Genomic DNA, 25,083 nt, shown 5'->3' with positions numbered 1-25,083 from the left:
CCGGCCCCGGCCGTGCACTGTCCGTGCACGGCCGGGGCCGCGGCATCTGGGCGGCCGTTATCGGGAGCGGATCAACACGGTCTGCAGCGACCGGCCGACGGGCCCCTTCTCGTCGTAGAGGATTCCGGCGCACATACCGACGCCGTCGGGTCCGGTGGACGTCTCCGCGGCGACACCGATCCAGTCACCCTCGGGGACACGGTGGACGTGCACGGTGAGGTCGGTGTTGAGGAACGTCCACTTGGTGATGTCGAGCTTGGCGCCGACTCCGTTGGCGACGTCGGCGACGGCGAACAGGTTCTGCATCGGCGTCATCGTCTCGCCGTCGACCAGCGGGACCCGGCTACGAATCCAGGTCCGTCCGGTCTCGTCCGTACCGGGGCTGGAAATCCAACGGAACTCCACCGCGTCGAGGTACCCGGGACCGATCTCCCAGTCGAGCCCGGTGACGGGACCGTCCGGTTGCCGAGCCATGTCCGGGTCGAAGGCGCGCTCGACGGCGGTGGTGTCCTCGGTCGCCATCCGCCAGCCACTGGCCTTCGCGACGGGACGGTAGCTGCCGTCGGGTGACGCGGCGAGCAGTTCGGCGCAGACCAGCTCGATGGAGCGGCCCGGGCGGTCCACCCAGGAGCGGATCCTGATCTCGGTCAACGGAACTGGGCCGAGGATCTCCACCACCACCCGGGTCAGCCGGGTCCCCTCGCGCGGAGCGCAGTTCTCCAACGCCCGCACCAGCAGCGCGGACGGGGGCGAGCCGTGTTGCATGGTGTCCCCCCACAGGCTCACGGTGGAACCGGTGGGCATGAACCGTTCCTGGCCGTCCACGGCCTGCGGCAGCGGCAGATAGAACGCCTCGTGACTCGTCATCACATCTCATCCTCACTCACGTCTTCGTTAGCGTCGGAAAGTATCTCCGGCCAACCAGGGTAAGCGGGCGGTGTGCCGCCGAATGCCGGGCATCGTGCCTTGTGGTCGCACCAGTTGCACAGGCGCCCCGGTTTCGGCGGGAAGTCTCCCGTCTGACCAGCCGCGAGGATCGCCTTCCAGATCGCTGACAGGGTGCGCTCGAACCGGAGTAGCTCCGCCTCGTCCGGCGCGTAGGTGAGGATCTCACCGTCGGTGAGGTAGATCAGGCGCAGTTGCGTGGGCACGATGCCGCGGGTGCGCAGCAGCACCAACGCGTAGAACTTCATCTGGAACAGCGCCTTGGACTCGGTCATCTCGCGGGGCGCGCGACCGGTCTTGTAGTCGACGACGCGGACCTCGCCGGTGGGCGCGACGTCGATCCGGTCCACGAAGCCGCGGAGCAGCACACCGTCGTCGAGTTCGGTTTCGACCCGCATCTCGCAGGATTCCGGCTCGAAGCGGGTCGGGTCCTCGAGCTTGTAGTAGCCCTCGATCAGTGCGCGTGCCTCGGCGAGGAAGGCCGCACGGTCCTCGACCGGTACCGCCGCCGCGGCCTCCGGGGACTCCGCCAGTACCCGCTCCCAGGCCGGGTCGACCAGCGTGACCGCCCGGTCCGGACCGCGCTCGGGAGCGGGCAGGCCGTAGAGGTCCTCGAGCGCGGCGTGCACCACCGTGCCCTTGATCTGGGCCTTGGACGGAGTCTCCGGGATCCGGTCGACCGCACGGAAGCGGTACAGCAGCGGGCACTGCTTGAAATCTCCCGCGCGGGAGGGTGACAGCGCCGGGCGTGAGCGCGACCGCTCGCCGGCGGCCGTCTCGGCGGTGGAGGATTCGGCGGCGGGGGATTCGGCGGGGGGCGACGCGGGAGTGATGCTCACACCTGGCAGGGTATGCGCAGGGTCCGACAGCTTCGTCGGGGCCGGCGCGAAGGTCGCCGGGGAACTCGATGAATGGAGTCGATCAGATGACAGGGCGCGAGCAGCGACCGAGTGGACCGTTCCGGGTGGGCGATCGCGTCCAGTTGACGGATGCGAAGGCACGCAAGTACACCGTGGTGCTCGAACCCGGCAAGGAGTTCCACACGCACCGCGGCGGCATCCTGCACGACGACCTGATCGGCACCCCCGAGGGCAGTGTGGTCACCTCCACCAACGGCACGCCGTACCTGGCGCTGCGCCCGCTGCTCGTCGACTACGTACTTTCCATGCCGCGCGGGGCGCAGGTTATCTATCCGAAGGATGCCGCGCAGATCGTGCACGAGGGTGACGTTTTCCCCGGTGCGCGGGTGCTGGAGGCGGGGGCGGGATCGGGCGCACTGACCTGCTCGCTGCTGCGGGCGGTGGGGCCGGAGGGGACGGTCATCTCGTACGAGGTCCGCGAGGACCATGCCGAGCACGCCGTGCGCAATGTCGAGAACTTCTTCGGCGAGCGGCCCGCGAACTGGGATCTGACGATCGCCGACCTCGCCGAGTTCGACCCGGACACCGCAGGCGGTCCGGTGGACCGGGTGGTGCTGGACATGCTCGCGCCCTGGGACGTACTGCCCGCGGTGTCGAAGGCGTTGGTGCCGGGCGGCGTGCTCGTCGTCTACGTCGCCACCGTCACCCAGCTGTCGAAGGTGGTCGAGGCGATGCGTGAGCAGGAGTGCTGGACCGAACCGCGGTCCTGGGAGTCGATCGTGCGCGGCTGGCACGTGGTGGGGCTGGCGGTGCGTCCCGAGCATCGGATGCAGGGCCACACCGCGTTCCTGGTCAGCGCGCGGAAACTGGCAGAGGGCACGGTGACCCCGAAGCCGCAGCGCCGCTCGGGCAAGGGCTAGGCGCTACGCGCCCGTGAGTACTTCCGGTCCTCAGCGGGGCCAGAAGTACTCACGGGCGGCGGAGCCGCCTACTGGACGCAGGTGAGCTTGCCCATCGAGAAGATGGTGCACACGGCGTCCTGCGATACGACCCACTTGCCGTCGACCTGGTCGAAGTTCACCTCGACCGGCGCGCCGCCGTGCGGTCCGGTGATCGTGGTGGTGGCGGTGACGGTGTCGGCGTCGACCGGGGTCACCTTGGTGACCTGGGCGGTCAGCGGGTAACCCTTGAGCACGCCGTTGAACTGCTCGAGCACCGCGGTCTGCTTGGCGCCGTCCTGGACCACGGCGACCTTCTCCGGGACCGCGACGGCGGGGTCGAAGAAGGTCGTGAGCGTCGCGCCCAGCACCTCGGCGGACGGCGCGGCGGCCGTAGCGGCGGCCGACGTGGTCGCGCTCGCTGCGGAGTCGCTGGAGTCGTCGGAACTGCAGGCGGCAGAACCGAGGGCGACGACGACCGCGCCTGCGGCGATGAGGAGCTTGCGGTTGATCACTGGTGGACCTTTCTCGAACGGCAGCGACTCTGCCACTTAGATAGGTGAGGCTAACATGGGTAACTATCGGGGGTGATCTGTCGAACGTCTCACACTGTGCGAACCAGACGGTGTCGGACCGCCTTTTTCCGTGAGCGGCTGTAGCGTTGACAGAACGAACTGGGAGGAGTCGCACATGAGCGCAACAGAGAATCCGGACTCGCTGGCTGCCAGGGCGGAACTCGAGGCCCTGCGGTTGGAGGCTGCCGGACTTCGCCGCCAACTCGCCCAGTCGCCTGAGCAGGTGCGCGAACTCGAGGCCCGGGTAGATTCCCTGTCGATCCGCAACTCGAAGCTGATGGACACCCTCAAGGAGGCGCGTCAGCAGTTGATCGCGTTGCGCGAGGAGGTCGACCGGCTCGGCCAGCCGCCCAGCGGCTACGGCGTGCTGATCACCACGCACGAGGACCAGACCGTCGACGTGTTCACGTCCGGTCGCAAGATGCGGCTGACCTGCTCGCCGAACATCGACACCGAATCGCTGCGCCCGGGACAGACGGTCCGCCTCAACGAGGCGCTGACCATCGTCGAGGCGGGATCGTTCGAGCGGATCGGCGAGATCTGCGCTCTCCGTGAGGTTCTCGACGACGGTGAACGCGCGCTGGTGGTCGGGCACGCCGACGAGGAGCGGGTCGTCTGGCTGGCGCACCCGCTGGCGCTGGCGGCCTCGGACACCACCGAGCACCCGGCCGACGAGGACATCGACTCGCCGACCCGGAAGCTGCGGCCCGGCGACTCGCTCCTGGTGGACACCAAGGCGGGGTACGCGTTCGAGCGGATTCCCAAGGCCGAGGTCGAGGATCTGGTGCTCGAGGAGGTTCCGGACGTCGACTACAGCGACATCGGCGGCCTCGGAAGGCAGATCGAGCAGATTCGCGACGCGGTGGAACTGCCGTTCCTGCACAAGGACCTGTTCCACGAGTACGCGCTGCGTCCGCCGAAGGGCGTCCTGCTCTACGGTCCGCCCGGTTGCGGTAAGACGTTGATCGCCAAGGCGGTGGCGAACTCGCTGGCGAAGAAGATCGCCGAGGCCCGCGGGCAGGACGCCAAGGACGCCAAGTCCTACTTCCTGAACATCAAGGGTCCCGAGCTGCTCAACAAGTTCGTCGGTGAGACCGAGCGGCACATCCGGATGATCTTCCAGCGGGCGCGTGAGAAGGCGTCCGAGGGTACCCCGGTGATCGTGTTCTTCGACGAGATGGACTCGATCTTCCGCACCCGCGGATCGGGCGTCTCCTCCGACGTCGAGACCACCGTGGTCCCGCAGTTGCTCAGCGAGATCGACGGCGTCGAAGGGCTCGAGAACGTCATCGTGATCGGTGCCTCGAACCGTGAGGACATGATCGATCCGGCCATCCTGCGTCCCGGCCGGCTCGACGTGAAGATCAAGATCGAACGCCCGGATGCCGAGTCCGCGCAGGACATCTTCTCGAAGTACCTCACCGAGCAGCTGCCGGTGCACGCCGACGATCTGGCCGAGTTCCACGGTGACCGGACCGCGTGCATCAAGGCGATGATCGAGCGTGTCGTGGACCGGATGTACGCCGAGAGCGACGACAACCGCTTCCTCGAGGTCACGTACGCGAACGGCGACAAGGAGGTCCTGTTCTTCAAGGACTTCAACTCGGGCGCGATGATTCAGAACATCGTGGACCGCTCGAAGAAGTACGCGATCAAGGCGGTCCTGGACACGGGGGCTCCGGGCCTGCGCGTGCAGCACCTGTTCGATTCGATCGTCGACGAGTTCTCCGAGAACGAGGATCTGCCGAACACCACGAATCCGGATGACTGGGCACGGATCTCGGGCAAGAAGGGCGAGCGGATCGTCTACATCCGCACGTTGGTCACCGGCAAGAATGCCAGTGCCAGCCGCGCCATCGACACCGAGTCCAACACCGGCCAGTACCTGTAAGCACGTCGAGTGTGGGCCGCGGCAACCCCGGTTGCCGCGGCCCACATCCGTCTCGAGGAGCAGATCGTGGTCAGGACCAGTAGTGGGCGAGCAGTGCGCGGGTGTCGGGCACGAACGGCCACGAGGGGTCGGCGAGGCGCGTGCACAGCTCGTCGTCGGTCCACCACCAGCCGTCGGTGACCTCCGAGGCCTGGTGGGTGATCGGACCGTCGGAGCGGCCCTCGAATGCGAAGAGGTGGCAGCGCAACGGTTTTCCCGCCCAGGTGCCGTCCCAGGCGATGCGCGCCAGCGGTGTCAGGGCGACGCCGGTGACGCCGAGCTCCTCGGCGAGCTCCCTGGTCGCGGTCTGTTCGGCACTCTCGCCCGGGTCCACGACGCCGCCCGCGAGGCAGTCGTGCATCCCCGCGAACACGGCCTTGTCGGGCGAGCGCCGATGGACGTAGATCCGCTCGCCGTCGAGCGAACGCAGCAGCACGCCGGCGCTCGCGTGCCACAGCCCCTCCGCATACACCCGCGATCGCGGCGCGGTCCCGACCGGCAGTCCGTGCGCGTCGTACACCGAGACGATCTCGTCGGCGCTCGGTGTCTGATCCATCTGCCCATCGTTCCACGCGGGGTTACGCTGACGGTGTGCCCCTGCCGCGCAAGCTCGCACGGATGAACAAGGCCGGCTTGAACCATGTCACGCGACTGTTCGCGGGCTGGCTCCCCGGATATGCGATCGTGCTGCACCGGGGTCGCAAGTCCGGTCGGCTCTACCGCACGCCCGTCAACGTGTTCCGCCACGACGGGGGATACCGGTTCGCGCTCACGTACGGCGCCGACAGTGACTGGGTGCGCAATGTGCGGGCGGCGGGGGAGTTCGACATCACGACCAGGGGGCGTCTGGTCACGCTGACCGACCCGACCACCGGCAGCGACGCAACCGCGGACTGGGCGCCGGTGGGGGTGCGGTCGGTGCTGCGCAGAATCGACGCGGGCGACTACCTGCAGTGCCGGCTCCAGCGCAACTAGCGAGACGACATTCAGCGCCGCCGCGTTCGTCGAGGACATCTGCTGTACCGAGGACGGTGGCCCGCCGTCAACTGGTCCGCTCGACGACCCGGACGCCCCGCTTCGTGGGCTCCAGGCGTTCGTTCAATCACCTGCAATAATGTCATAATCCAACTTATCGGCAATTGGGCCGAAACCGGAGGCGACGCACCTCGCGACACCTGCAAACGCCATGACCCGGACGGGTCCTCCGCCGGCTCCGGGCGTGCCGAACGGGGACCGACGTGGTGTGGGCGGTCGAGGATCTAGGCTCGTGGGCATGCAGCGGATCATCGGTATCGAGGTCGAGTACGGGATTTCATCCCCGACGGAGCCGGCGGCGAACCCCATCCTGACCTCCACCCAGGCCGTGCTTGCGTACGCGGCCGCAGCGGGGGTGCCACGGGCGAAGCGAACGCGGTGGGACTACGAGGTGGAATCCCCGCTCCGCGACGCGCGAGGATTCGACCTGGGCCGCTTCAACGGCCCGGCCCCGGTGATCGACGCCGACGAGGTCGGCGCCGCCAACATGATCCTCACCAACGGTGCGCGGTTGTACGTCGATCACGCACACCCCGAGTACTCGGCCCCGGAGGTCACCGATCCACTGGACGCGGTGATCTGGGACAAGGCGGGGGAGCGCGTGATGGAGGCGGCCGCACGCCATGCCTCCAGCGTCCCCGGCGCCCCGCGACTTCAGCTGTACAAGAACAACGTCGACGGCAAGGGAGCGTCGTACGGCACGCACGAGAACTACCTGTGCTCGCGCGACACCCCGTTCTCGGCGATCATCGCCGGGCTGACACCGTTCTTCGCGTCCCGGCAGGTGATCTGCGGATCCGGGCGGGTCGGCATCGGGCAGTCCGGCGACGAGGCCGGGTTCCAGCTGTCGCAGCGGGCCGACTACATCGAGGTCGAGGTCGGGCTCGAGACCACCCTCAAGCGGGGCATCATCAACACTCGCGACGAGCCGCACGCCGACGCGGACAAGTACCGCAGGCTCCACGTGATCATCGGCGATGCGAACCTCGCCGAGTGGTCGACGTACCTGAAGGTCGGTACGACCGCGCTGGTTCTCGACCTGATCGAGGCCGGCGTCGACCTGTCCGACCTGCAGCTGGCCCGGCCCGTCACCGCCGTGCACCTGATCAGTCACGACCCGACGCTGCGGCAGACGGTCGCGCTCGCCGACGGCCGCGAACTGACCGGTCTTGCCCTGCAACGGATCTACCTCGGGCGAGTCGCAGCCTTCGCCGAACGTGAGGGCAACGACGACCCACGCGTGGCGGACCTGCTCGACAAGTGGGCGATGGTTCTCGATCTGCTCGAGCGCGATCCGATGGAGTGTGCGCACCTGCTCGACTGGCCTGCCAAACTGCGCATCCTCGACGGCTTCCGCAACCGCGAGGGCCTGTCCTGGTCGGCGCCGAAGCTGCACATGCTGGACCTGCAGTACTCGGACGTCCGCCTCGACAAGGGTCTCTACAACCGGATGGTCGCGCGCGGTTCGATCGAGCGGCTGGTCACCGAGCAGCAGGTCCTCGACGCCGTGCACAATCCGCCGACCGACACCAGGGCCTACTTCCGTGGCGAGTGCCTGCGCCGGTTCGGTGCCGACATCGCCGCCGCGAGTTGGGACTCGGTGATCTTCGACCTCGGCCGCGACTCGTTGGTGCGCATTCCCACCCTGGAGCCGCTGCGCGGCAGCAAGGCGCACGTCGGGGCGCTGCTCGAGGCCGCGGACACCGCGGCGGATCTGGTCGACTCGCTCACCTCCTGACCCGCAAGGCACGACACGGCCACGAAATCCCGCTGTGTCGGTCCCGCTCGGTAGGGTGAAGGTCCCAGCACGGGCGCACACTGGTGCGCAGGTAGTTGTGCACGACATACGAGGAGGTCGGCGGCTATGGCGCAGGAGCAGACCAAACGCAGCGGCGGTGGCGACGACGACGACGCCCCGATCGGCGACGGCGCGGCAGGCCAGGAACGTCGCGAGAAGTTGGCCGAGGACACCGACGACCTGCTCGACGAGATCGACGACGTGCTTGAGGAGAACGCCGAGGACTTCGTGCGCGCGTACGTCCAAAAGGGCGGCCAGTGACGGCGGACCATCCGGCGTCGCGTTCCGCGGTAGGGGGCGAGCGGCTGCATTTCGGTTCGCAGCTGTCCTCGTTCTCCGAGCACCTGCGCGTCCATGCGCCGGAACTGTTGCCGGAGAACCGAATCGGCCGCGGTGCCGCCCTCGGGGGGAGGGGTGAGCAGATGAGTCACACGGACATCGCCCCGCACGGCACCACGATCGTCGCGCTGACCTTCGCCGGTGGCGTACTGATCGCGGGCGATCGGCGGGCCACGATGGGCAACCTCATCGCCAGTCGGGACGTCGAGAAGGTCTACGTCACCGACGACTACTCGGCGGCAGGTATCGCGGGCACCGCAGGCGTGGCGATCGAACTGGTGCGGCTGTTCGCGGTCGAACTCGAGCACTACGAGAAGATCGAGGGCGTCCCACTGACCTTCGACGGCAAGGCCAACCGGCTGTCGTCGATGGTGCGGGGCAATCTCGGCGCTGCCATGCAGGGTCTCGCGGTGGTCCCGCTCCTCGTCGGCTACGACCTCGACTCGTCGGACCCCGCCAAGGCGGGCCGGATCGTGTCCTACGACGTGGTGGGCGGCCGGTACGAGGAGCGCGCGGGATACCACGCAGTCGGATCGGGTTCGCTCTTCGCCAAGTCCGCGCTGAAGAAGATCTACGACCCGACCGGGGACGAGGCCGGCGCGTTGCGAGCGGCCATCGAGGCGCTCTACGACGCCGCGGACGACGACTCCGCGACGGGCGGTCCGGACCTGAGCCGCGGCCTGTACCCGACCGCCGTCGTGATCACCGCCGACGGCGCCGTCGTGGTGCCCGAGGAACGGGCAGCCGAACTCGCTCGGGCCGTCATCGCCGAGCGCACACAGGAAGCAGGTGGTACGCCGTGACGCTGCCGTACTATGCCTCGGCCGAGCAGATCATGCGCGACCGCTCGGAGTTGGCGCGCAAGGGAATTGCGCGCGGCCGTAGCGTCGTCGTGCTGACGTACGCGGACGGTGTGCTCTTCGTCGCGGAGAACCCGTCGACCGCTTTGCACAAGGTCAGCGAGCTCTACGACCGGCTCGGTTTCGCCGCGGTCGGCAAGTACAACGAGTTCGAGAACCTGCGGCGCGCCGGGATCATGCACGCCGACATGCGCGGCTACTCCTACGACCGTCGGGACGTGACCGGGCGACAACTCGCGAACGCGTTCGCGCAGACGCTCGGCACGATCTTCACCGAGCAGCCCAAGCCGTACGAGGTGGAGCTGTGCGTGGCGGAGGTCGGACGGCCGGAGCAGGGTAAGCACTCGCAGCTCTACCGCATCACCTACGACGGGTCGATCGCGGACGAGCAGCAGTTCGTGGTGATGGGCGGGGCGACCGAACCGATCGTAACCGCGCTGAAGGCGTCCTACGAGCCGGACCTGCCGCTCGACAAGGCGGTCGCCGTGGCCGTCAACGCCCTGCAGGACGGCACGTCGGTGCCCGGCAACGGCGAGCCCGAGCGTCGGATCATCGGAGTGCAAGCACTGGAGGTCGCAGTCCTGGACCAGACCAGGCCGCGGCGGGCGTTCAAGCGGCTCACCGGTGCGGTGCTTGCGGCGCTGCTGCCGACGAGCATGACCGACGCGTTGGTCGCCGGGGCACGCGAGTCCGAAGGCGCCGAGCCCTCGTCGACCGGGGATCAGCCCGACGCCTCCTGAGCGGACGCGTACCCGCCGGGTTGCCCCCGCGAAACCCCGAAACCGCACCGTCGACGAACCGACGGTGCGGTTTCGTTTGTCCGGGCTCCATGGCGGCGGAAAACGCACGAGGTGTCTGTGTGTCGTGCGGCCGTCAGTGTGGCCTTCCGCGTTGTACTGTCGAAGTGTGCAGCGACGAATCATGGGTATTGAGACCGAGTTCGGTGTTACCTGCACCTTTCACGGTCACAGGCGGCTGAGCCCCGACGAGGTGGCTCGCTACCTGTTCCGGCGTGTGGTGTCCTGGGGTCGTAGCTCCAATGTGTTCCTCCGCAATGGGGCTCGGCTGTACCTCGACGTGGGTTCGCACCCCGAGTACGCGACGGCGGAGTGCGACAGCCTGGTCCAGCTCGTCACCCACGACCGGGCCGGCGAACGGGTGCTCGAGGACCTGTTGGTCGACGCCGAGGAGCGGCTCGCCGAGGAGGGCATCGGCGGCGACATCTACCTGTTCAAGAACAACACCGACTCCGCAGGCAACTCCTACGGCTGTCACGAGAACTTCCTCGTGGTGCGGGCGGGGGAGTTCTCCCGTATCTCGGACGTGCTGCTGCCGTTCCTGGTCACCCGCCAGCTGATCTGCGGCGCGGGCAAGGTGCTGCAGACCCCCAAGGCGGCGACCTTCTGCCTGTCCCAACGCGCCGAACACATCTGGGAGGGTGTCTCCTCGGCGACCACCCGGTCCCGGCCGATCATCAACACCCGCGACGAGCCGCACGCGGACGCGGAGAAGTACCGCCGGCTGCACGTCATCGTCGGCGACTCCAACATGTCGGAGACCACGACCATGCTCAAGGTCGGCACCGCTGCGCTGGTGCTGGAAATGATCGAGGCGGGCGTCTCGTTCCGCGACTTCGCACTGGACAATCCGATCCGGGCGATCCGCGAGGTGAGCCACGACCTGACCGGCAAGCGCCAGGTCCGGCTCGCGGGCGGTCGCCAAGCCAGTGCACTCGACATCCAGCGGGAGTACTACTCGCGGGCCGTCGAGCACCTGCGCAACCGCGAGCACGACCCTCAGGTCGATCAGGTGGTGGACCTGTGGGGCCGGACCCTCGATGCGGTCGAGGCTCAGGACTTCGCGAAGGTGGACACCGAGATCGACTGGGTGATCAAGCGCAAGTTGTTCCAGCGTTATCAGGACAAGCACAACATGGAGCTGGCCGACCCGAAGATCGCCCAGCTCGACCTCGCGTACCACGACATCAAGCGTGGTCGCGGCGTGTTCGACCTGCTGCAGCGGAAGGGTCTGGCCAAGCGCGTCACCGAGGACGAGCAGATCGACGCCGCGGTGAACACCCCGCCGCAGACCACCCGGGCCAAGCTGCGCGGCGAGTTCATCTCGGCCGCCCAGGACGCTGGCCGCGACTTCACCGTGGACTGGGTGCACCTCAAGCTCAACGATCAGGCCCAGCGCACCGTGCTGTGCAAGGATCCGTTCCGGTCCGTCGACGAGCGGGTCGAGCGGCTGATCTCGTCGATGTGATCGCACCCCTACTAGGCTGCTGATCCGTGGCGATCAGCAAACTCGAGCGGTTGATGAACCTGGTCATCTGCCTGCTCTCGACCAGGCAGTTCCTGACGGCGGAGAAGATCCGGCGCAGCGTCGCGGGCTACGACGAGTCCGGCAGCGACGAGGCCTTCAGCCGGATGTTCGAGCGGGACAAGAACGAGCTCCGCGATCTCGGTGTCCCGCTCGAGACGGGACAGGCCTCCCGGTACGGCACCGTCGAGGGGTATCGCATCAACCGCGACGCCTACGAACTGCCCGAGATCGATCTGACGAGCGAGGAGGCTGCGGCCGTCGCGATCGCCGTCCAGCTGCTCGAATCGCCGGAGCTGACGTCCGCGGCGCAGGGCGCGGTGCTGAAGCTGCGTGCCGCGGGTGTCGTCGTCGACCAGGACACCGCGTCGGCACTGTTCACAGCGCTGCCCGCCCGCGTCCGTGGATCCGAGCCCGCGCTCGAGAAGCTGCTCGCCGCCATCGACGCGGGCCGCGCGGTCCGCTTCGAGCACCGGTCCGCGCGCAACGAACCGTTCACCACCCGAACCGTGCACCCGTGGGGAGTGGTCACCCACGACGGGCGGTGGTACCTGGTCGGGTACGACGTCGACCGGCGCGACACCCGGACGTTCCGGCTCTCCAGGATCGGTGACGACGTCACCGCCTTCGGCCCGGAGAACGCCGTGCACAAGCAGCCGGGCACCGACCTGCGCGACATCGTCAATCGCACCGTCGGTACCGCAGGCGTCGCGGGCACCGCCACGGTCGCGGTCCGGGACGGCCGAGCGCAGGAACTGCGCCGCCTCGGCAGGCCGGTGGGCTCGCACCCGGTCGGTGACCGTGCCGGGGTCGTGCTGGAGGTCCCGGTGCGATCCTGGGACTGGATCGCCCGGCTGATCGCCGGCTACGGGGAGGATGCGCTGGTGCTCGAACCGGCAGAACTACGCGAGGACGTGATGGGGCGACTGCGCGCCGCCGCGGGGATCACGGAGGCGGACCGATGAGCCAACGGCTGTCGCATCGGCTGCCCCGACTGCTCAACATGGTCCCGTACTTCATCGCGAACCCGGGGATCACCAAGGCCGAGGCGGCCGCCGAACTCGGCGTGAGCGTCACCCAGCTGACCAACGACCTGAATCAGCTGTGGGTGTGTGGTCTGCCCGGCTACGGCCCCGGCGACCTGATCGACCTGTCCTTCGCGGAGGAGACGGTCGACGTCACCTTCTCGGCCGGTATCGACCGGCCGCTGCGTCTGACGTCCACCGAGGCCACCGCCCTGCTCATTTCGTTGCGCTCACTCGTCGAGATGCCCGGCACCGCGGACCCGACCGCGATCGAGGGTGCGATCGCCAAGATCGAGTCGGCCGCCGGGGTGGCGGCCGCGGGCGGGATCGCGCAGGCGGGACGTCGTCCCGAGGCGGAGAGCCCGATCGCCGCGACCGTCCGGTCCGCGGTTCGGCGTGGCCGGGCGCTCGAGCTGACCTACTTCTCCGCCTCCCGCGACGCGGTCACCGAGCGGGTGGTCGATCCGGTGCGGATCGTGCTGGTGGACAACAACAGTTATCTGCAGGCCTGGTGCCGCGAGGCGGCGGGTGTCCGGTTGTTTCGGTTCGACCGGATCGACGCGGCCACCGAGCTGTCGGAACCGGCGCAGGCGCCCGCCGACGCCCGCGACGACACTCACGCGATGGACCTGTTCCACGACGACGACACCCTGCCGCAGGCGCGGCTCACGATCGCCCCGGACCATGCCTGGGTGATGGACTACTACCCGATGTCCGGTGAGGTGGTTCGCGGCGACGGCTCCATCGAGGCGTCCATGCGGTTCGGTTCGCTGGACTGGATGGCCCGACTGATGGCGGGTTTCGGCCCGGGTGTGCGGGTTCTCGAACCCGTCGAGCTGGTGGAGGCGGTCCGCGCACGGGCCGTGGCAGCCCTCGCCGCATACCGGGAGAGTGCCGACAGCACGGGCACGCGGGTCGCCGGCGAGCCGAAATCGGACACCTGAGTCTCGTTAATCTCCCGGGACTGAGGGGCACCTGTCCGGTAGCATCGAACCATCTGATCTTTGGAGGTTGAAATGGGCAGTATGAGCCCCATGCACTGGGCCATCGTGGCGCTGGTGGTCGTTATTCTGTTCGGTTCGAAGAAGCTGCCCGATGCAGCTCGTGGGCTCGGACGTTCGCTGCGGATCTTCAAGAGCGAGGTCAGTGAGATGCAGAAGGACGGCGCTGCTCCGGCAGCTGCCGCGCCTGCCGAGCAGCCCATTGCCCAGCTTCCCGCGGCCACCCCGGTGACGGATACGGCGCCCACTGTCGCCCCGCACCCCGAGCCCCGGACGTCCTAGTCCGGAGACCGAGTGATCCCGGGGCGCGGAGTGTGCCCCGGGCTAATGGCTGACCAGAGCTAGGGCCCACAGTGCGTATCCCTTTCGACCCCCGGCGCAGCAGGCGCAGGGTCAATCCCGACGGCACGATGTCGTTGATCGATCACCTCTACGAGCTGCGGACGCGGTTGTTGCTGTCGATCCTTGCGATCGTGGTCACCACCGCCTTCGGTTTCTTCTGGTACTCGCACCAGCTCTTCGGCATCGAGAGCCTCGGTGAGCTGCTCCGTGGTCCCTACTGCTCGCTTCCCGACTCCAGCCGAGCCGACCTGAGCCACGACGGCGCCTGCCGCCTGCTGGCGACCGGACCGTTCGAACAGTTCATGCTGCGGTTCAAGGTCGCGCTGACCGCCGGAATCGTGCTGGCCTGCCCCGTGTGGCTGTACCAGCTGTGGGCGTTCATCACCCCCGGCCTGTACTCGAAGGAAAGGCGCTACGCGGTCGGCTTCGTCGTCGCCGGCGCGGCCCTCTTCGCCACGGGCGCGGTGCTCGCCTACCTGGTGGTCGCGAAGGCACTGCACTTCCTGCTGACCATCGGCGACAATGTGCAGATCACAGCGCTCAGCGGCGCCGAGTACTTCGGCTTCATCATCAACCTGCTGATCATCTTCGGCGTCAGCTTCGAGATCCCGCTGTTGGTCGTCGCGCTGAACTTCGTCGGCGTCCTCAGCTACGAGAAGCTGAAGGCCTGGCGGCGCGGCATCATCATGGCCCTGTTCGTGTTCGCGGCGGTCGCCACCCCCGGACAGGATCCGTTCTCGATGCTCGCGCTCGCGCTCGCGCTGACGGTCCTGTTCGAGTTCGCCGTCCAGATCTCGCGTCTCAACGACAGGCGCAAGGCGAAGCTCGCGACGCAGGGGTGGGGCGGTCTCGACGACGACGAGGCCTCGCCGCTCGGCGAGACCGCTGACGTCGCCGCACCGACCCGGGTGGACGCCACGTCCCCGTCTGGGACGGACGACTTCTCCGACACGCTCTGACGCGGTAACTCCACCGCGCTCTGACGCGTGATCTCCACTGGTGAGGGGAACCGTCACTCGGTCTGACCGGGTGACGGTTCCCCTCACCGGTTGTGGGGGCATTGTTGGCTAACCTGACGGTGTGGAACTCGAGGCCTTCGCGGCGCAGCTGAGCTTTCCCCTTGACGATTTCCAGGCCGAGTCCGCTCGCGCGCTGGAGGCGGGGCACGGGGTGCTGGTGTGTGCGCCCACCGGCGCGGGCAAGACCGTGATCGGTGAGTTCGCGGTGCACCTCGCGCTGGTGTCCGGGCACAAGTGCTTCTACACCACCCCGATCAAGGCGCTGAGCAACCAGAAGTACGCGGACCTGGTCGAGCGGTACGGCAAGGCGTCGGTGGGCCTGCTCACCGGCGACCTCAGCATCAACCCCGAGGCGCCGGTGGTCGTGATGACCACCGAGGTGCTCCGCAACATGCTGTACGCGAACTCACCGACCCTGCGCGGACTGTCACACGTGGTGATGGACGAGGTGCACTACCTGGCGGACCGGTTCCGCGGCGCCGTGTGGGAGGAGGTCATCCTTCACCTGCCGCAGGACGTCCGACTGGTCAGCCTCTCGGCGACCGTCAGCAACGCCGAGGAGTTCGGCGCGTGGATGGAGACGGTGCGCGGCGACACCGAGATCGTCGTCGACGAGGTGCGACCGGTGCCGCTGTGGCAGCACATCATGGTCGGGAGGCGGCTGTTCGACCTGTTCGACAACTCGGCGCAGTCCGCGGACCCGACCGCCCGGCTGGTGGTCGACCAGGAGCTCGTGCGTCACCTCAAGCAGCGGCAGTCCCTGGACCGGGTGGATTCCTGGGAGCCGCGTGGACGCGGCCGGGGCGGCTACAACGGCAGCAACCATCGCCCGCTGCCGCGCCCGGAGGTGATCGCCCGGCTCGACGAGGAGGGCCTGCTGCCCGCCATCACGTTCATCTTCAGTCGCGCAGGGTGCGATGCGGCGGTCGCCCAGTGCCTGCGCTCGCGACTGCGGCTGACCACCGACGAGCAGGCCGCGGAGATCGCCGAGATCATCGAGCGGCACACCGGTGACCTGCCGAAGCACGACCTCGCCGTGCTCGGCTACTGGGAGTGGCGCGAAGGCCTCGAACGCGGCATCGCCGGGCATCACGCCGGCATGCTGCCCGCCTTCCGGCACACCGTCGAGGAACTGTTCGTCAAGGGCTTGGTACGCGCGGTCTTCGCGACCGAGACCCTGGCCCTCGGCATCAACATGCCCGCGCGCACCGTGGTCCTCGAACGCCTCGTCAAGTACAACGGCGAGACCCACGCAGAGCTGACGCCGGGGGAGTACACACAGCTCACCGGCCGGGCCGGCCGCCGCGGCATCGACGTGGAGGGGCATGCGGTGGTGCTGTGGCAGCCGGGCGTCGAGGCGACCGAGGTTGCCGGACTCGCGTCCACCCGCACCTTCCCGCTGCGCAGTTCGTTCAAACCCTCGTACAACATGTCGATCAACCTGATCGACCGCATGGGTGCGGCGGAGTCGCGGTCGCTGCTGGAGAGCTCGTTCGCGCAGTTCCAGGCGGACCGCTCGGTGGTCGGCATGGTGCGGGCGATCGAGCGCGACGAGGAGGCGCTGGCGAAGCTGCGGGACCAGCTCGGTGGGGTCGACGGCGAGTTCTTCGAGTACGCCCAGCTGCGCGAACGGGTCAAGGCCCGCGAGCGGCAACTCGAACGACAGGGCCGAACCGACAAGCGGCAGGAAGCGGTTTCATCGCTGACCTCGCTGCGTCGAGGCGATGTGATCGCCATCCCGGTCGGCCGACGGTCGGGCCTGGCAGTCGTGCTCGAGACCGACACCGACCAGAAGGACCCGCGACCGCTGGTGCTCACCGAGGACAAGTGGGCGGGCCGGATCTCCGCAGCCGACTTCCCGACTCCGGCAAAGGCATTGGGCAGCATGCGACTTCCGCGGCACGTCGATCACCGCACCGGCCGCAGTCGCCGGGACCTGGCCTCGGCGTTGCGGAGCACCGGTATCGTCGCCCCCAGCCGGTTCAGCAAGCGCAAGTCGCCCGCCGCCAGCGACCGCGAACTGGCCACGCTGCGCCGCGCGATGCGCTCGCACCCGTGTCACACCGACCCCGACCGGGACCGACTCAGCAACATCGGCGAGCGGTACAACAAGCTCGCCCGCGAGACCGAGACGCTGCGGCAGAAGGTCGCCGCGACCACGAACTCACTCGCCCGGACCTTCGACCGGATCCTGCGACTGCTCGGCGAGCGGGGATACGTCGAGGCCGGTGAGTTGGGCGGCACCGCCGCAGGGGGCCACGGTGTCACCGAACACGGTCGACGCCTGAGCCGGATCTACTCCGAGTGCGACCTGCTCGTCGCCGAGTGCTTGCGGCACGGGACGTGGAAGGGGCTCGGACCGGCGGAGATGGCGGCCGTCGTCTCGGCGATGGTCTACGAGTCCAGGCAGGACTCGGACACCGGGGATCGGGGACCGACCGCGCCGATCCGGCACGCGCTGGGTCTGACGGTCCAGTTGTGGTCCGCTCTCCGCGTCGACGAGGTCCGGCACAAGCTGCCGTTGACGAGGGAACCGGACCTGGGCTTCGTCACCGCCGTCTACAAGTGGGCCCGCGGCGAACCGTTGGTCGACGCTCTGCTGGCCGCGGGCGATCGCGGGCAGGCCCTGTCGGCGGGCGATTTCGTCCGCTGGTGCCGCCAGGTGATCGACCTGCTCGACCAGGTGCACATGACCGCGCCGGACGCCGAGGTACGCGGCGCGGCCTCCAAGGCCGTCGCAGCGATCCGCCGGGGTGTCGTGGCCGTCGACGCGGCCTGAGCGGTGCGGATGTGATTTGATTCGCTCGCTGTCGGATCACCGGACGCGACATCGCGGCGGGTGCGGCGGGGGACGAGTTGTGAACGGCGACAGTACGTGAGTGGAGGCAGGATGAGCGCACCGGAGAGCGGACCCACCGACCCCGACAAGCAGTCGACGGGGTCCGCGGGGGACGACGCGCAGCCGCCCACCCCGCAGCCGCAGGCGCAGGGCGTACCGCCAGAGCCCGCGCCCACCCAGCAGTGGCCCCAGCCCGGGCAGGTCCCGAGCCAGTACCCCCAGCAGCAGGTTCCACTGCAACAGGCTCCGCAGTGGGGCCAGCAGGCGTGGAGTGCGCAGCAGTCTCAGCCCCAGTACCAGCAACCCCAGTACCCGGCGGCCGGGTACCAGCAGCCCGCCTACCCGCAGGCGCAGTACCCGTACCCCGGCCAGTACCCCCAGCCGGGCGCCACTGCCGCCGGTCCGGTTCCGCCGCAGCCGTATCAGGCGCCCTACCCGGCGCAGTCGCAGCCCGGGCAGTACCCGCAGGGCCAGTACCCGACCGGCGCCTACCCCCAGCAGCCGTACTCCGGCCCACCCGGCGGCTCGAAGTCGAAGCTGCCGCTGTGGATTGGGCTCGGCGTCGGGGCGGTGGTCGTGATCGCGGGCGTGCTCGCCGCGATCCTGCTGCTCGGCGGCGGAACCACGCTGGACCAGACCGCCGCGCAGAAGGGCGTCGCGCAGGTGCTCACCGGTTCCTACGGCGTCACCAACATCACGGACGTCTCCTGCCCTGCCGACCAGAAGGTCTCCAAGGGCTCGAGCTTCACCTGCACCCTGAAGGTCAAGGGCGAGCCGCAGAAGGTGACGGTGACATTCACCGACGACTCGGGCACCTACGAGGTCGGCCGGCCGACGGGTTCCTGACCGCACGTTGGCGAACATCCGGGAACCCGACGACGACCGATGGGCGAATCACTGCTCGGCGTGCTTCCCCTGAGGACGCCACCGGGTTTCCGGAGTCAGCTCAACGACGCCGCTGTAGGGCGACTGCCCCGGCGCACGGGGATCGGGTTGGGGTCCGGCAAGGCCTTCGAGCGCGTCCGAGGACAGCCGGTCCAGGCGGCCCGCGGCGGCGAAGATCGATTCGAGGTATTCGACCCTCCAGCCGAGGGCTTCGAAGAAGGCCACTCCGTCGGCGGGCAAGAAGGTCCAGGGTGCGCGCTGTAGCAGGCCCTCGTTGCGGTCCACCATCAGTTGGGCGACGCCGGCGGCGCTGAAGTCCAGGCACCAGCCCGCCACCTGGGGGCGCCGCAAGGCCGACGCCAACGCGGCCACCGAGTCGTCGTCCAGGTACATCACCAGGCCCTCGCTCAGAATCAGCGCCTGATGGACGCCCTCCAGCGTGGCGTCGAGGAAAGCCGTCAGCGCGACATGGTCTGTGACGTCGACGGCGACCCTGGTCAGCTGGCACCGGGGCACCTGGTCGGCGAGCAGGGAGTTCTTTTCCTCGATCAGTCCCGGTAGGTCGACCTCGATCCATTCCAGCTCGGTGGGCAGGTCCATCCGGTATGGCCGGGTGTCCAGGCCGGCCCCGAGGTTGACCACCAGATCGCAACCGGCACGGACGGCGTCGGCAACTCGGTCGTCGATCTGTTTGGTGCGGGCGACCAGGAACCAGTCGTCGGCGATCTCTCGTCGAGCCGCCTCGGCTATCTCGCGGCCGCGGGTGCCGGCAAGGAGGCCCGCCAGCGAATCGTGGAACAGGGCGTCGGGCCGGGCGGACTCCACCGCCCGGTGCACGGCAACCCAGCGCGCCGTGTCGGAAACATTGGTCACCAGTGGTTCGTCGGTCATCGTTCGACTCCTTCGCCCCGGCCCGGGCGCCTCCCGGGTGTCTCTATAGTTATAGAGGATATGGTCGCCAAGCGATGGCTGTGTGGTGAGCACCACTTCGGGCGGCACCGGTGTGGGCGGGACGCGCGCGCAACAGGGAAGGATCGACGACATGGGCAACGACACCGTGAGGCCGGAAGAACGCATCTCCCGTCGGCAGCAGATTTGCGAGGCTGCCCTCGATCTCGCCGCGAGCGGGGGGAATCGGGCGGTGACCCATCATGCGGTTGACGACCGACTCGCGATCGCGCGTGGGTCGACCTCCTACTACTACCGAACACGCCAGGACCTGCTCGAAGCGGCCATCACACACTTGACCGAGGCATCTCGCGCTGCCTTTCATTCCGCATTGGAAAGCCACACACGCGGCGCCGACCCCGTCGCGACTGCAGCCGAGCTCATGGCACATCAACTCGACCTGCTGCTGGCCGACCGTCGTCGCGACGCCCTCGCGCGCTACGCGTTGGCCGCCGACGCCGCCCACGACGACCTCCTGCGCCGGGCGCTTGCGGGATGCCTGTTCTCACTGCCCGCCGCCCGAGTCCTGTTAGCCTCGCTGGGTGCGACGGATCCTCCGGCGGCAGCGCAGGATCTGATCAGCCTGCTCGAAGGTCTGCTCTTCGACCGCACTCACGGCGCCCGATCGATGCTCCACATCGAGGCAGGCACGCCAGCCAGCGTGGCAGACCTCCGGCCCGTCATCCATCGATGGCTCATCACCCTGAGCGCCGACTCCTGAGCGCCGACCGACGCGTGCCACCCGCAGTTCGGGGGCGTGCTCGACCTACTCGCGATGCGCTTCCCTCGGGGCGGCCATAGCCTCGGTCAGGCGGCGGATCGAGTTCTCGATCGCCAACTCGCCCGCGAGCGCAGCGAGGGCGTCCGGATCGGCCGGCGCGGTGGGCAGTTCGTCGCTGCCGGAGAGCCGCACGTCGGCGTCCGTGGCCACCCGGACCACCGGCAGCGCGGCGTCGAGGTAGTCCGCGGCTGCGGTGAGCTTGGCCCGAACTCCCTTGGCCAGACCGGATTCCGGATCGTCGACCGCGGCCCGCAACGCGGCCACCGAGCCGTACTCGAGCATCAGCGAGGACGCCGTCTTCTCTCCGACGCCCTTGACGCCCGGCAGTCCGTCGGACGGGTCACCGCGCAGCAGGGCCAACTCCGCGTACCCGATTCCGGGCCGGTCTGCGGGCACGCCGTACTTCTCGGCGACCTCGGCGGGGCCGAACAGTTCCGCCTTCGACAGCCCGCGTCCGACGTAGAGCACCCGCACCGGCACCGGGTCGTCGGCGACCACCTGCAGCAGGTCGCGGTCCCCGCTGACCACCACCACGGTGTCGGCACGCTCGCGGGCAGCCAGCGTGCCGAGGACGTCGTCGGCTTCGAAACCGTCCGCGCCGGCGGTGGCGATGCCCGCCGCGGCCAGCACGTCGAGGATCATCGGGACCTGCGGGGTCAGCGTGTCGGGCACCTCCTCGACGTCCGGCCCGGCCTCGTGCTCGGCGGCGACGCGGTGTGCCTTGTAGGACGGCACCAGGTCCACCCGGAACTGCGGTCGCCAGTCCAGGTCGAGGCACACCGCGAGACGGCTCGGCTGGTGCCGGGTGATCAACGCCGCGACCATGTCGGTGAAGCCACGCACGGCGTTGACCGGACGTCCGTCCTTCGACGTGAACGATTCGGGGAGCGCGTAATACGCGCGGAACCACAGGCTCGCGCCGTCGAGGAGAAGCAGGGGTCCAGTCATACGGCTCATCCTGCCAAACCTCGTTAGCCTGAGTGTCATGAGTGCACAGAGCTCCTCGAACGGACGATTCCCGACCGCCGTCTACGGTGAGCGCCTCCGGCGCGCCGCGGAGATCACCGCGGACGCAGGCTTGGACGCGTTGCTCATCACCCCCGGCCCCGACCTGAAGTACTTGATCGGTTCGGGCGCCGACTCGTTCGAGCGGCTGAGCTGTCTGGTGGTGCCCGCCGACGGCAGCCCGGCGTCGGTGGTGGTGCCAAGGCTCGAACTGGCGGCGCTCGGCGACTCGGCGACCTCGGAACTGGGCCTGCCGGTACGCGACTGGGTGGACGGCGTCGACCCGTATGCGCTGGTCGGGTCGCTGCTGCCGCAGCCGGGACGGACCGCCGTCGCCGAGGCGATGCCCGCGTTGCACGTCATCCCGCTGACCGCTGCGCTGGGCGCGCCGCCGATCCTGGCCACCGGGGTGCTGCGCGAATTGCGAATGATCAAGGACCAGGCCGAGATCGAGGCGTTGCGTCGTGCGGGCGCGGCGATCGACCGGGTGCACGCGCGGATGGGCGAGTGGCTGCGACCCGGGCGTACCGAGGCGGAGGTGGCCGCCGACATCGGGGCCGCGATCGTCGCGGAGGGACACACCGGGGCGGAGTTCATCATCGTCGGGTCGGGCCCGCACGGCGCGGACCCGCACCACGAGGTCTCCGACCGCACCATCGAGCCCGGGGACGTGGTGGTGATCGACATCGGCGGACCCGTTGCGCCGGGCTACAACTCGGACAGCACTCGGACCTACAGCATGGGGGAGCCGGGGCCGGAGGTTGCGGCGAAGTTCGCGGTCCTCGAACGCGCGCAGCAGGCCGCCGTCGATGCCGTGCGTCCGGGCGTGACCGCCGAGTCCGTCGACGCCGCCGCCCGTGACGTGCTCGCGGCCGAGGGCCTGGCCGACGTCTTCGTGCACCGCACCGGTCACGGGATCGGTCTGTCCGTGCACGAGGAGCCGTACATCGTGGCGGGCAACCGGATCGACCTCGCCGAGGGGATGGCGTTCAGCATCGAGCCGGGCATCTACTTCCGCGGTGACTGGGGTGCCCGGATCGAGGACATCGTGGTGGTCACCGCCGACGGCTGCGAGCCGATGAACACCCGTCCGCACGGACTCACCGTGCTGACTCCTTGACACTGCACACGGCTGTGTAAACGATGGTGTGTGACGCCGGACACACCGACGGTGCTCCCTCGACAGACCAGGACGTGCGCCATGACCGCGACTCCCGTGACCAGGCAAGGCTTCGGATCGATTCGGGCTGGTGGCCTGAACTGGGACGCTTTCCCGCTGAGGTTGTTCACCAAGGGGAACGCGCACTTCTGGGACCCACAGACCCTCGACTTCAGTCAGGACGCCGAGGACTGGGAGGGGCTGACCAGCGAGCAGCAGCGCAGCTCCTCCATGTTGTGCGCCCAGTTCATCGCCGGGGAGGAGGCCGTCACCGAGGACATCCAGCCGTTCATGAAGGCGATGTCCGTGGAGGGCCGGCTCGGTGACGAGATGTACCTGACCCAGTTCTGCTTCGAGGAGGCCAAGCACACGCAAGTGTTCCGGCTGTGGATGGATGCGGTCGGTCTGACCGGGGACCTGCATCGGTTCGTCGCCGACAACCCGTCGTACCGACAGTTGTTCTACGAGGAGCTGCCGGAATCCCTCGCTGTCCTGGAGACCGATCCGAGCCCGGCGAACCAGGTGCGGGCGTCCGTCACGTACAACCACGTCATCGAGGGCAGCCTCGCGCTGACCGGGTATTACGCGTGGCAGAAGGTGTGCACCGAGTGGCACATCCTGCCCGGGATGCAGGAGCTGATCCGGCTGATCGGGAACGACGAGCGTCGGCACATGGCGTGGGGCACGTTCACCTGTCGGCGGCACGTGGCCGCCGACGACAGCAACTGGGACGTCGTCCAGCAGCGGATGGCCGAGCTGATGCCGCTCGCGATCGGCCTGATCAACTGGAACAACGACCAGTTCGAAGTGCAGCCGTTCGGCCTGGACCCCGAGGAGTTCGTCGCCTACGCCGCCGACCGCGCCCAGCGCAGGCTCGGCGCGATCGAGTCCGCACGCGGCCGACCGATCGAGGAGATCGACCTCGACTACACCCCCGAGGTGCTCGAGGAGCAGTTCGGCGAGGAGGACGCAGCAGTGTTCGCGGAGTCCGCGGCCCGTTAGCGGCGAAGGAACTTCAAAGCCCGCTGCCCTCCGGGCGGCGCCTTCAATAGCCGTTCCAGCACGTTCGCTGCTTCGTCGTGGCTGGCGTCCGAGATCCGTTGCAGGCTGTGGTCAATCCTTGCGGATCCAGGCGGGCGTGATTCGTATTTCGCTGAGTCGCCAGCCTGCAGTCGTCCGTATTGCGGTGCCGACATCGTCCCACCGTCGCTCGTCGAGCAGGCGGGCGAAGCGCGTGAACAGGTCGGCGATCTCGGCGGTTCAGGTGCGGGCCAGTTCCTCAGCCATGCGGGCGGTGATGGTGGTCAGCACCCGGGCCGCGGTGGCCAGATCCTCGGGGGAGACCGCGCCATAGGCGGCGGCCACGATCGCACCCGTCTCGGCGCGGACCTTGCCGGCGAGCGCCGTACCGTCCTCGGTGGGCTCGACCAGATCAGCGGAAGTCTCTCGCAGCAGGCCGCTTTCGAGCAGTGCGGTCAGTGCGTTCCCGGCGTCACCGGGATTCCACTGGGTCATGGCGGCGACGCGGGTGATGTGGGCGGCCGGATCGACCGGCGCACCGGCGGCGACGGTCTGGTTGAGTACGATCCACTGCTTTTCGTCCAGCGTGGTACCGGCCAGTGCGCGGGTCAGAACCGCGGTGTGGTGCTTTTCGGCCTGGCCGATGACCGATGGGTTCAGGGTGACCGGGGCGGTGGTGTCCATGGCGATCTCCTCGTGCGGGGTGCTACTCGTTGACATGAACGATACTGACACTAAGTGTCATCAGTGTGCAAATACCAATTCACACTCCGTTTCTTTCGTGCCGGAGGTTCGTATGGGGCTACCATTCCGGAATGCCCATCGACGACCGCGCTCTACCGCTTCGTGAACGCAAACGGCTCCGCACTCGCCGCGCTCTGGCCGACGCTGCGCTACGGCTGTTCACCGAGAAGGGTTTCGCCGCGACCACTGTGGAGGAGCTGGTCGATGTGGCAGAGGTCTCGCGCAGTACGTTCTTCCGGGCCTTCCCCACCAAGGAGGCCGTGGCCGTCGAGGCCGAAACCGAGCTGTGGGCCGCCTATCTCGACGCCTTGACCGCCCACGACCTTGCTGGCCCGATGCTCGCCGCACTCCGGGACATCCTCACCGGCGTGGTCGCCGAGCTCCCGGACGACTGGGACGTCCGCTACGTCGCCACCCGCAAACTGGTCCTCACCGCCCCCAGCCTGCTCGGTCACGTCGAGTACACCCGATCCGGCATGGAAACCCAAGTAGCCCAACGGATATCGGACAAACTGGCACTCCCCGGCGGCGACCTGCGCCCCCGCGTTCTCGCCGAGCTGACCACCACGGCATGGAGCATCGCCGGCCGCGGCTGGGTCGCCGCCGATGCGAGCGGGGGCCGAGCCGATCTCCTCGAACGCCTGCATCAGGCATTCGCCGTCATCCCTGACGCACTCCAACTGTCGGCGTGAACCTGGTCCACCGTGCCTGAT

Annotated in this window: 25 protein-coding genes; 18 read left to right on the top strand and 7 right to left on the bottom strand. The window is 68.5% G+C overall.

The genetic code is table 11. From position 1 onward, the window contains the following. Positions 1–57: 57 nt before the first annotated feature. On the bottom strand, positions 58–867 hold the full coding sequence (locus tag FK531_RS15040) for a thioesterase family protein (RefSeq protein WP_142100654.1): 810 nt from the start codon (positions 865–867) through the stop codon (positions 58–60). Beyond that, positions 867–1,784 carry a RecB family exonuclease gene (locus FK531_RS15035; protein WP_246098172.1) on the bottom strand — a complete coding sequence of 306 codons (918 nt, stop codon included), beginning with the start codon at positions 1,782–1,784 and terminating at the stop codon, positions 867–869. Before FK531_RS15035 ends, FK531_RS15040 begins: the two co-directional genes overlap by 1 nt. Positions 1,785–1,870: 86 nt before the next feature. Here FK531_RS15035 and FK531_RS15030 point away from each other — a divergent pair, with 86 nt between their 5' ends. Then, on the top strand, positions 1,871–2,725 hold the full coding sequence (locus tag FK531_RS15030) for a tRNA (adenine-N1)-methyltransferase (RefSeq protein ID WP_142100652.1): 855 nt from the start codon (positions 1,871–1,873) through the stop codon (positions 2,723–2,725). A 68-nt stretch (positions 2,726–2,793) separates the two neighbouring features. Here FK531_RS15030 and FK531_RS15025 read toward each other — a convergent pair whose 3' ends face one another. Next, a complete protein-coding gene (locus tag FK531_RS15025) occupies positions 2,794–3,258 on the bottom strand; it encodes a WKL family lipoprotein (RefSeq protein ID WP_142100650.1) in 465 nt (154 codons plus the stop codon). Between the two features lie 175 nt (positions 3,259–3,433). Here FK531_RS15025 and arc point away from each other — a divergent pair, with 175 nt between their 5' ends. After that, the gene (gene arc / locus FK531_RS15020) at positions 3,434–5,209 is read left to right on the top strand and encodes a proteasome ATPase (RefSeq protein WP_142100648.1); all 1,776 of its coding nucleotides are present in this window, start codon (positions 3,434–3,436) and stop codon (positions 5,207–5,209) included. A gap of 70 nt (positions 5,210–5,279) precedes the next feature. Here arc and FK531_RS15015 read toward each other — a convergent pair whose 3' ends face one another. Beyond that, complete coding sequence (locus FK531_RS15015) at positions 5,280–5,804, bottom strand: NUDIX hydrolase (protein WP_142100647.1); 525 nt, start codon at positions 5,802–5,804, stop codon at positions 5,280–5,282. Between the two features lie 35 nt (positions 5,805–5,839). Between FK531_RS15015 and FK531_RS15010 the strand changes: the two genes are divergently transcribed. The 12 genes from FK531_RS15010 (at position 5,840) to FK531_RS14955 (ending at position 18,674) form a co-directional block, all read left to right on the top strand. Further along, positions 5,840–6,223: a nitroreductase family deazaflavin-dependent oxidoreductase gene (locus FK531_RS15010; RefSeq protein ID WP_142100645.1), complete on the top strand. Its 384-nt coding sequence runs from the start codon at positions 5,840–5,842 to the stop codon at positions 6,221–6,223. Positions 6,224–6,521: 298 nt separating this feature from the next. Next, complete coding sequence (dop, locus tag FK531_RS15005) at positions 6,522–8,021, top strand: depupylase/deamidase Dop (RefSeq protein ID WP_142100643.1); 1,500 nt, start codon at positions 6,522–6,524, stop codon at positions 8,019–8,021. 126 nt (positions 8,022–8,147) lie between these two features. Next, the gene (locus FK531_RS15000) at positions 8,148–8,342 is read left to right on the top strand and encodes a ubiquitin-like protein Pup (RefSeq protein WP_077041654.1); all 195 of its coding nucleotides are present in this window, start codon (positions 8,148–8,150) and stop codon (positions 8,340–8,342) included. Then, positions 8,339–9,223 (top strand): proteasome subunit beta, encoded by an 885-nt coding sequence (gene prcB, locus FK531_RS14995; RefSeq protein ID WP_142100641.1) that lies wholly within the window; start codon positions 8,339–8,341, stop codon positions 9,221–9,223. The genes FK531_RS15000 and prcB overlap by 4 nt, the downstream gene beginning before the upstream one ends. Further along, positions 9,220–10,020: a proteasome subunit alpha gene (prcA, locus tag FK531_RS14990; protein ID WP_142100639.1), complete on the top strand. Its 801-nt coding sequence runs from the start codon at positions 9,220–9,222 to the stop codon at positions 10,018–10,020. Before prcB ends, prcA begins: the two co-directional genes overlap by 4 nt. A gap of 166 nt (positions 10,021–10,186) precedes the next feature. Further along, positions 10,187–11,545, top strand: coding sequence for a Pup--protein ligase (gene pafA / locus FK531_RS14985; RefSeq protein WP_181762974.1), 1,359 nt, complete (start codon positions 10,187–10,189; stop codon positions 11,543–11,545). A gap of 26 nt (positions 11,546–11,571) precedes the next feature. After that, entirely contained in the window at positions 11,572–12,567 is a 996-nt protein-coding gene (locus tag FK531_RS14980) for a helix-turn-helix transcriptional regulator (protein ID WP_142100635.1), read from the top strand. Beyond that, on the top strand, positions 12,564–13,571 hold the full coding sequence (locus FK531_RS14975) for a helix-turn-helix transcriptional regulator (RefSeq protein ID WP_142100633.1): 1,008 nt from the start codon (positions 12,564–12,566) through the stop codon (positions 13,569–13,571). The genes FK531_RS14980 and FK531_RS14975 overlap by 4 nt, the downstream gene beginning before the upstream one ends. Before the next feature lie 72 nt (positions 13,572–13,643). Continuing rightward, entirely contained in the window at positions 13,644–13,910 is a 267-nt protein-coding gene (gene tatA / locus FK531_RS14970) for a Sec-independent protein translocase subunit TatA (RefSeq protein WP_142100631.1), read from the top strand. Between the two features lie 71 nt (positions 13,911–13,981). Beyond that, positions 13,982–14,929: a twin-arginine translocase subunit TatC gene (tatC, locus tag FK531_RS14965; RefSeq protein ID WP_142100629.1), complete on the top strand. Its 948-nt coding sequence runs from the start codon at positions 13,982–13,984 to the stop codon at positions 14,927–14,929. A 121-nt stretch (positions 14,930–15,050) separates the two neighbouring features. After that, positions 15,051–17,768: a DEAD/DEAH box helicase gene (locus tag FK531_RS14960; RefSeq protein WP_142100627.1), complete on the top strand. Its 2,718-nt coding sequence runs from the start codon at positions 15,051–15,053 to the stop codon at positions 17,766–17,768. A gap of 111 nt (positions 17,769–17,879) precedes the next feature. After that, positions 17,880–18,674 (top strand): DUF4333 domain-containing protein, encoded by a 795-nt coding sequence (locus tag FK531_RS14955; protein WP_142100625.1) that lies wholly within the window; start codon positions 17,880–17,882, stop codon positions 18,672–18,674. A gap of 48 nt (positions 18,675–18,722) precedes the next feature. Here FK531_RS14955 and FK531_RS14950 read toward each other — a convergent pair whose 3' ends face one another. Beyond that, entirely contained in the window at positions 18,723–19,604 is an 882-nt protein-coding gene (locus tag FK531_RS14950) for a class I SAM-dependent methyltransferase (protein WP_142100623.1), read from the bottom strand. A gap of 85 nt (positions 19,605–19,689) precedes the next feature. Here FK531_RS14950 and FK531_RS14945 point away from each other — a divergent pair, with 85 nt between their 5' ends. Then, positions 19,690–20,382 carry a TetR/AcrR family transcriptional regulator gene (locus tag FK531_RS14945; protein ID WP_246098171.1) on the top strand — a complete coding sequence of 231 codons (693 nt, stop codon included), beginning with the start codon at positions 19,690–19,692 and terminating at the stop codon, positions 20,380–20,382. Between the two features lie 45 nt (positions 20,383–20,427). Here the strand turns inward: FK531_RS14945 and FK531_RS14940 are convergent, their stop codons facing one another. Beyond that, on the bottom strand, positions 20,428–21,390 hold the full coding sequence (locus FK531_RS14940) for a 5'-3' exonuclease (protein ID WP_142100621.1): 963 nt from the start codon (positions 21,388–21,390) through the stop codon (positions 20,428–20,430). A gap of 37 nt (positions 21,391–21,427) precedes the next feature. Here FK531_RS14940 and FK531_RS14935 point away from each other — a divergent pair, with 37 nt between their 5' ends. Then, a complete protein-coding gene (locus FK531_RS14935) occupies positions 21,428–22,567 on the top strand; it encodes a M24 family metallopeptidase (protein ID WP_142100620.1) in 1,140 nt (379 codons plus the stop codon). An 81-nt stretch (positions 22,568–22,648) separates the two neighbouring features. Next, complete coding sequence (locus FK531_RS14930; RefSeq protein ID WP_142100618.1) at positions 22,649–23,608, top strand: R2-like ligand-binding oxidase; 960 nt, start codon at positions 22,649–22,651, stop codon at positions 23,606–23,608. A gap of 258 nt (positions 23,609–23,866) precedes the next feature. Here the strand turns inward: FK531_RS14930 and FK531_RS14925 are convergent, their stop codons facing one another. Then, positions 23,867–24,310 (bottom strand): winged helix DNA-binding protein, encoded by a 444-nt coding sequence (locus tag FK531_RS14925; protein WP_142100616.1) that lies wholly within the window; start codon positions 24,308–24,310, stop codon positions 23,867–23,869. A 131-nt stretch (positions 24,311–24,441) separates the two neighbouring features. Here FK531_RS14925 and FK531_RS14920 point away from each other — a divergent pair, with 131 nt between their 5' ends. Further along, positions 24,442–25,062 (top strand): TetR/AcrR family transcriptional regulator, encoded by a 621-nt coding sequence (locus FK531_RS14920; protein WP_142100614.1) that lies wholly within the window; start codon positions 24,442–24,444, stop codon positions 25,060–25,062. Positions 25,063–25,083: the final 21 nt, after the last annotated feature.

The sequence above is a fragment of the Rhodococcus spelaei genome (assembly GCF_006704125.1).
Taxonomy (GTDB): Bacteria; Actinomycetota; Actinomycetes; order Mycobacteriales; family Mycobacteriaceae; genus Rhodococcus_G; species Rhodococcus_G spelaei.
The sequence above is the reverse complement of the archived record's forward strand: the minus strand, read 5'-3'. Positions and strand labels throughout refer to the sequence as shown.

Coding starts and splice junctions, on each gene's coding strand:
- FK531_RS14930 (WP_142100618.1), top strand. CDS start 22,649: ATGACCGCGACTCCCGTGACCAGGCAAGGCTTCGGATCGATTCGGGCT.
- FK531_RS15030 (WP_142100652.1), top strand. CDS start 1,871: ATGACAGGGCGCGAGCAGCGACCGAGTGGACCGTTCCGGGTGGGCGAT.
- FK531_RS14940 (WP_142100621.1), bottom strand. CDS start 21,390: ATGACTGGACCCCTGCTTCTCCTCGACGGCGCGAGCCTGTGGTTCCGC.
- FK531_RS14925 (WP_142100616.1), bottom strand. CDS start 24,310: ATGGACACCACCGCCCCGGTCACCCTGAACCCATCGGTCATCGGCCAG.
- FK531_RS14950 (WP_142100623.1), bottom strand. CDS start 19,604: ATGACCGACGAACCACTGGTGACCAATGTTTCCGACACGGCGCGCTGG.
- FK531_RS15000 (WP_077041654.1), top strand. CDS start 8,148: ATGGCGCAGGAGCAGACCAAACGCAGCGGCGGTGGCGACGACGACGAC.
- tatA (WP_142100631.1), top strand. CDS start 13,644: ATGGGCAGTATGAGCCCCATGCACTGGGCCATCGTGGCGCTGGTGGTC.
- arc (WP_142100648.1), top strand. CDS start 3,434: ATGAGCGCAACAGAGAATCCGGACTCGCTGGCTGCCAGGGCGGAACTC.
- FK531_RS14935 (WP_142100620.1), top strand. CDS start 21,428: ATGAGTGCACAGAGCTCCTCGAACGGACGATTCCCGACCGCCGTCTAC.
- FK531_RS14975 (WP_142100633.1), top strand. CDS start 12,564: ATGAGCCAACGGCTGTCGCATCGGCTGCCCCGACTGCTCAACATGGTC.
- FK531_RS15040 (WP_142100654.1), bottom strand. CDS start 867: ATGACGAGTCACGAGGCGTTCTATCTGCCGCTGCCGCAGGCCGTGGAC.
- FK531_RS15015 (WP_142100647.1), bottom strand. CDS start 5,804: ATGGATCAGACACCGAGCGCCGACGAGATCGTCTCGGTGTACGACGCG.
- FK531_RS14955 (WP_142100625.1), top strand. CDS start 17,880: ATGAGCGCACCGGAGAGCGGACCCACCGACCCCGACAAGCAGTCGACG.
- FK531_RS14920 (WP_142100614.1), top strand. CDS start 24,442: ATGCCCATCGACGACCGCGCTCTACCGCTTCGTGAACGCAAACGGCTC.
- dop (WP_142100643.1), top strand. CDS start 6,522: ATGCAGCGGATCATCGGTATCGAGGTCGAGTACGGGATTTCATCCCCG.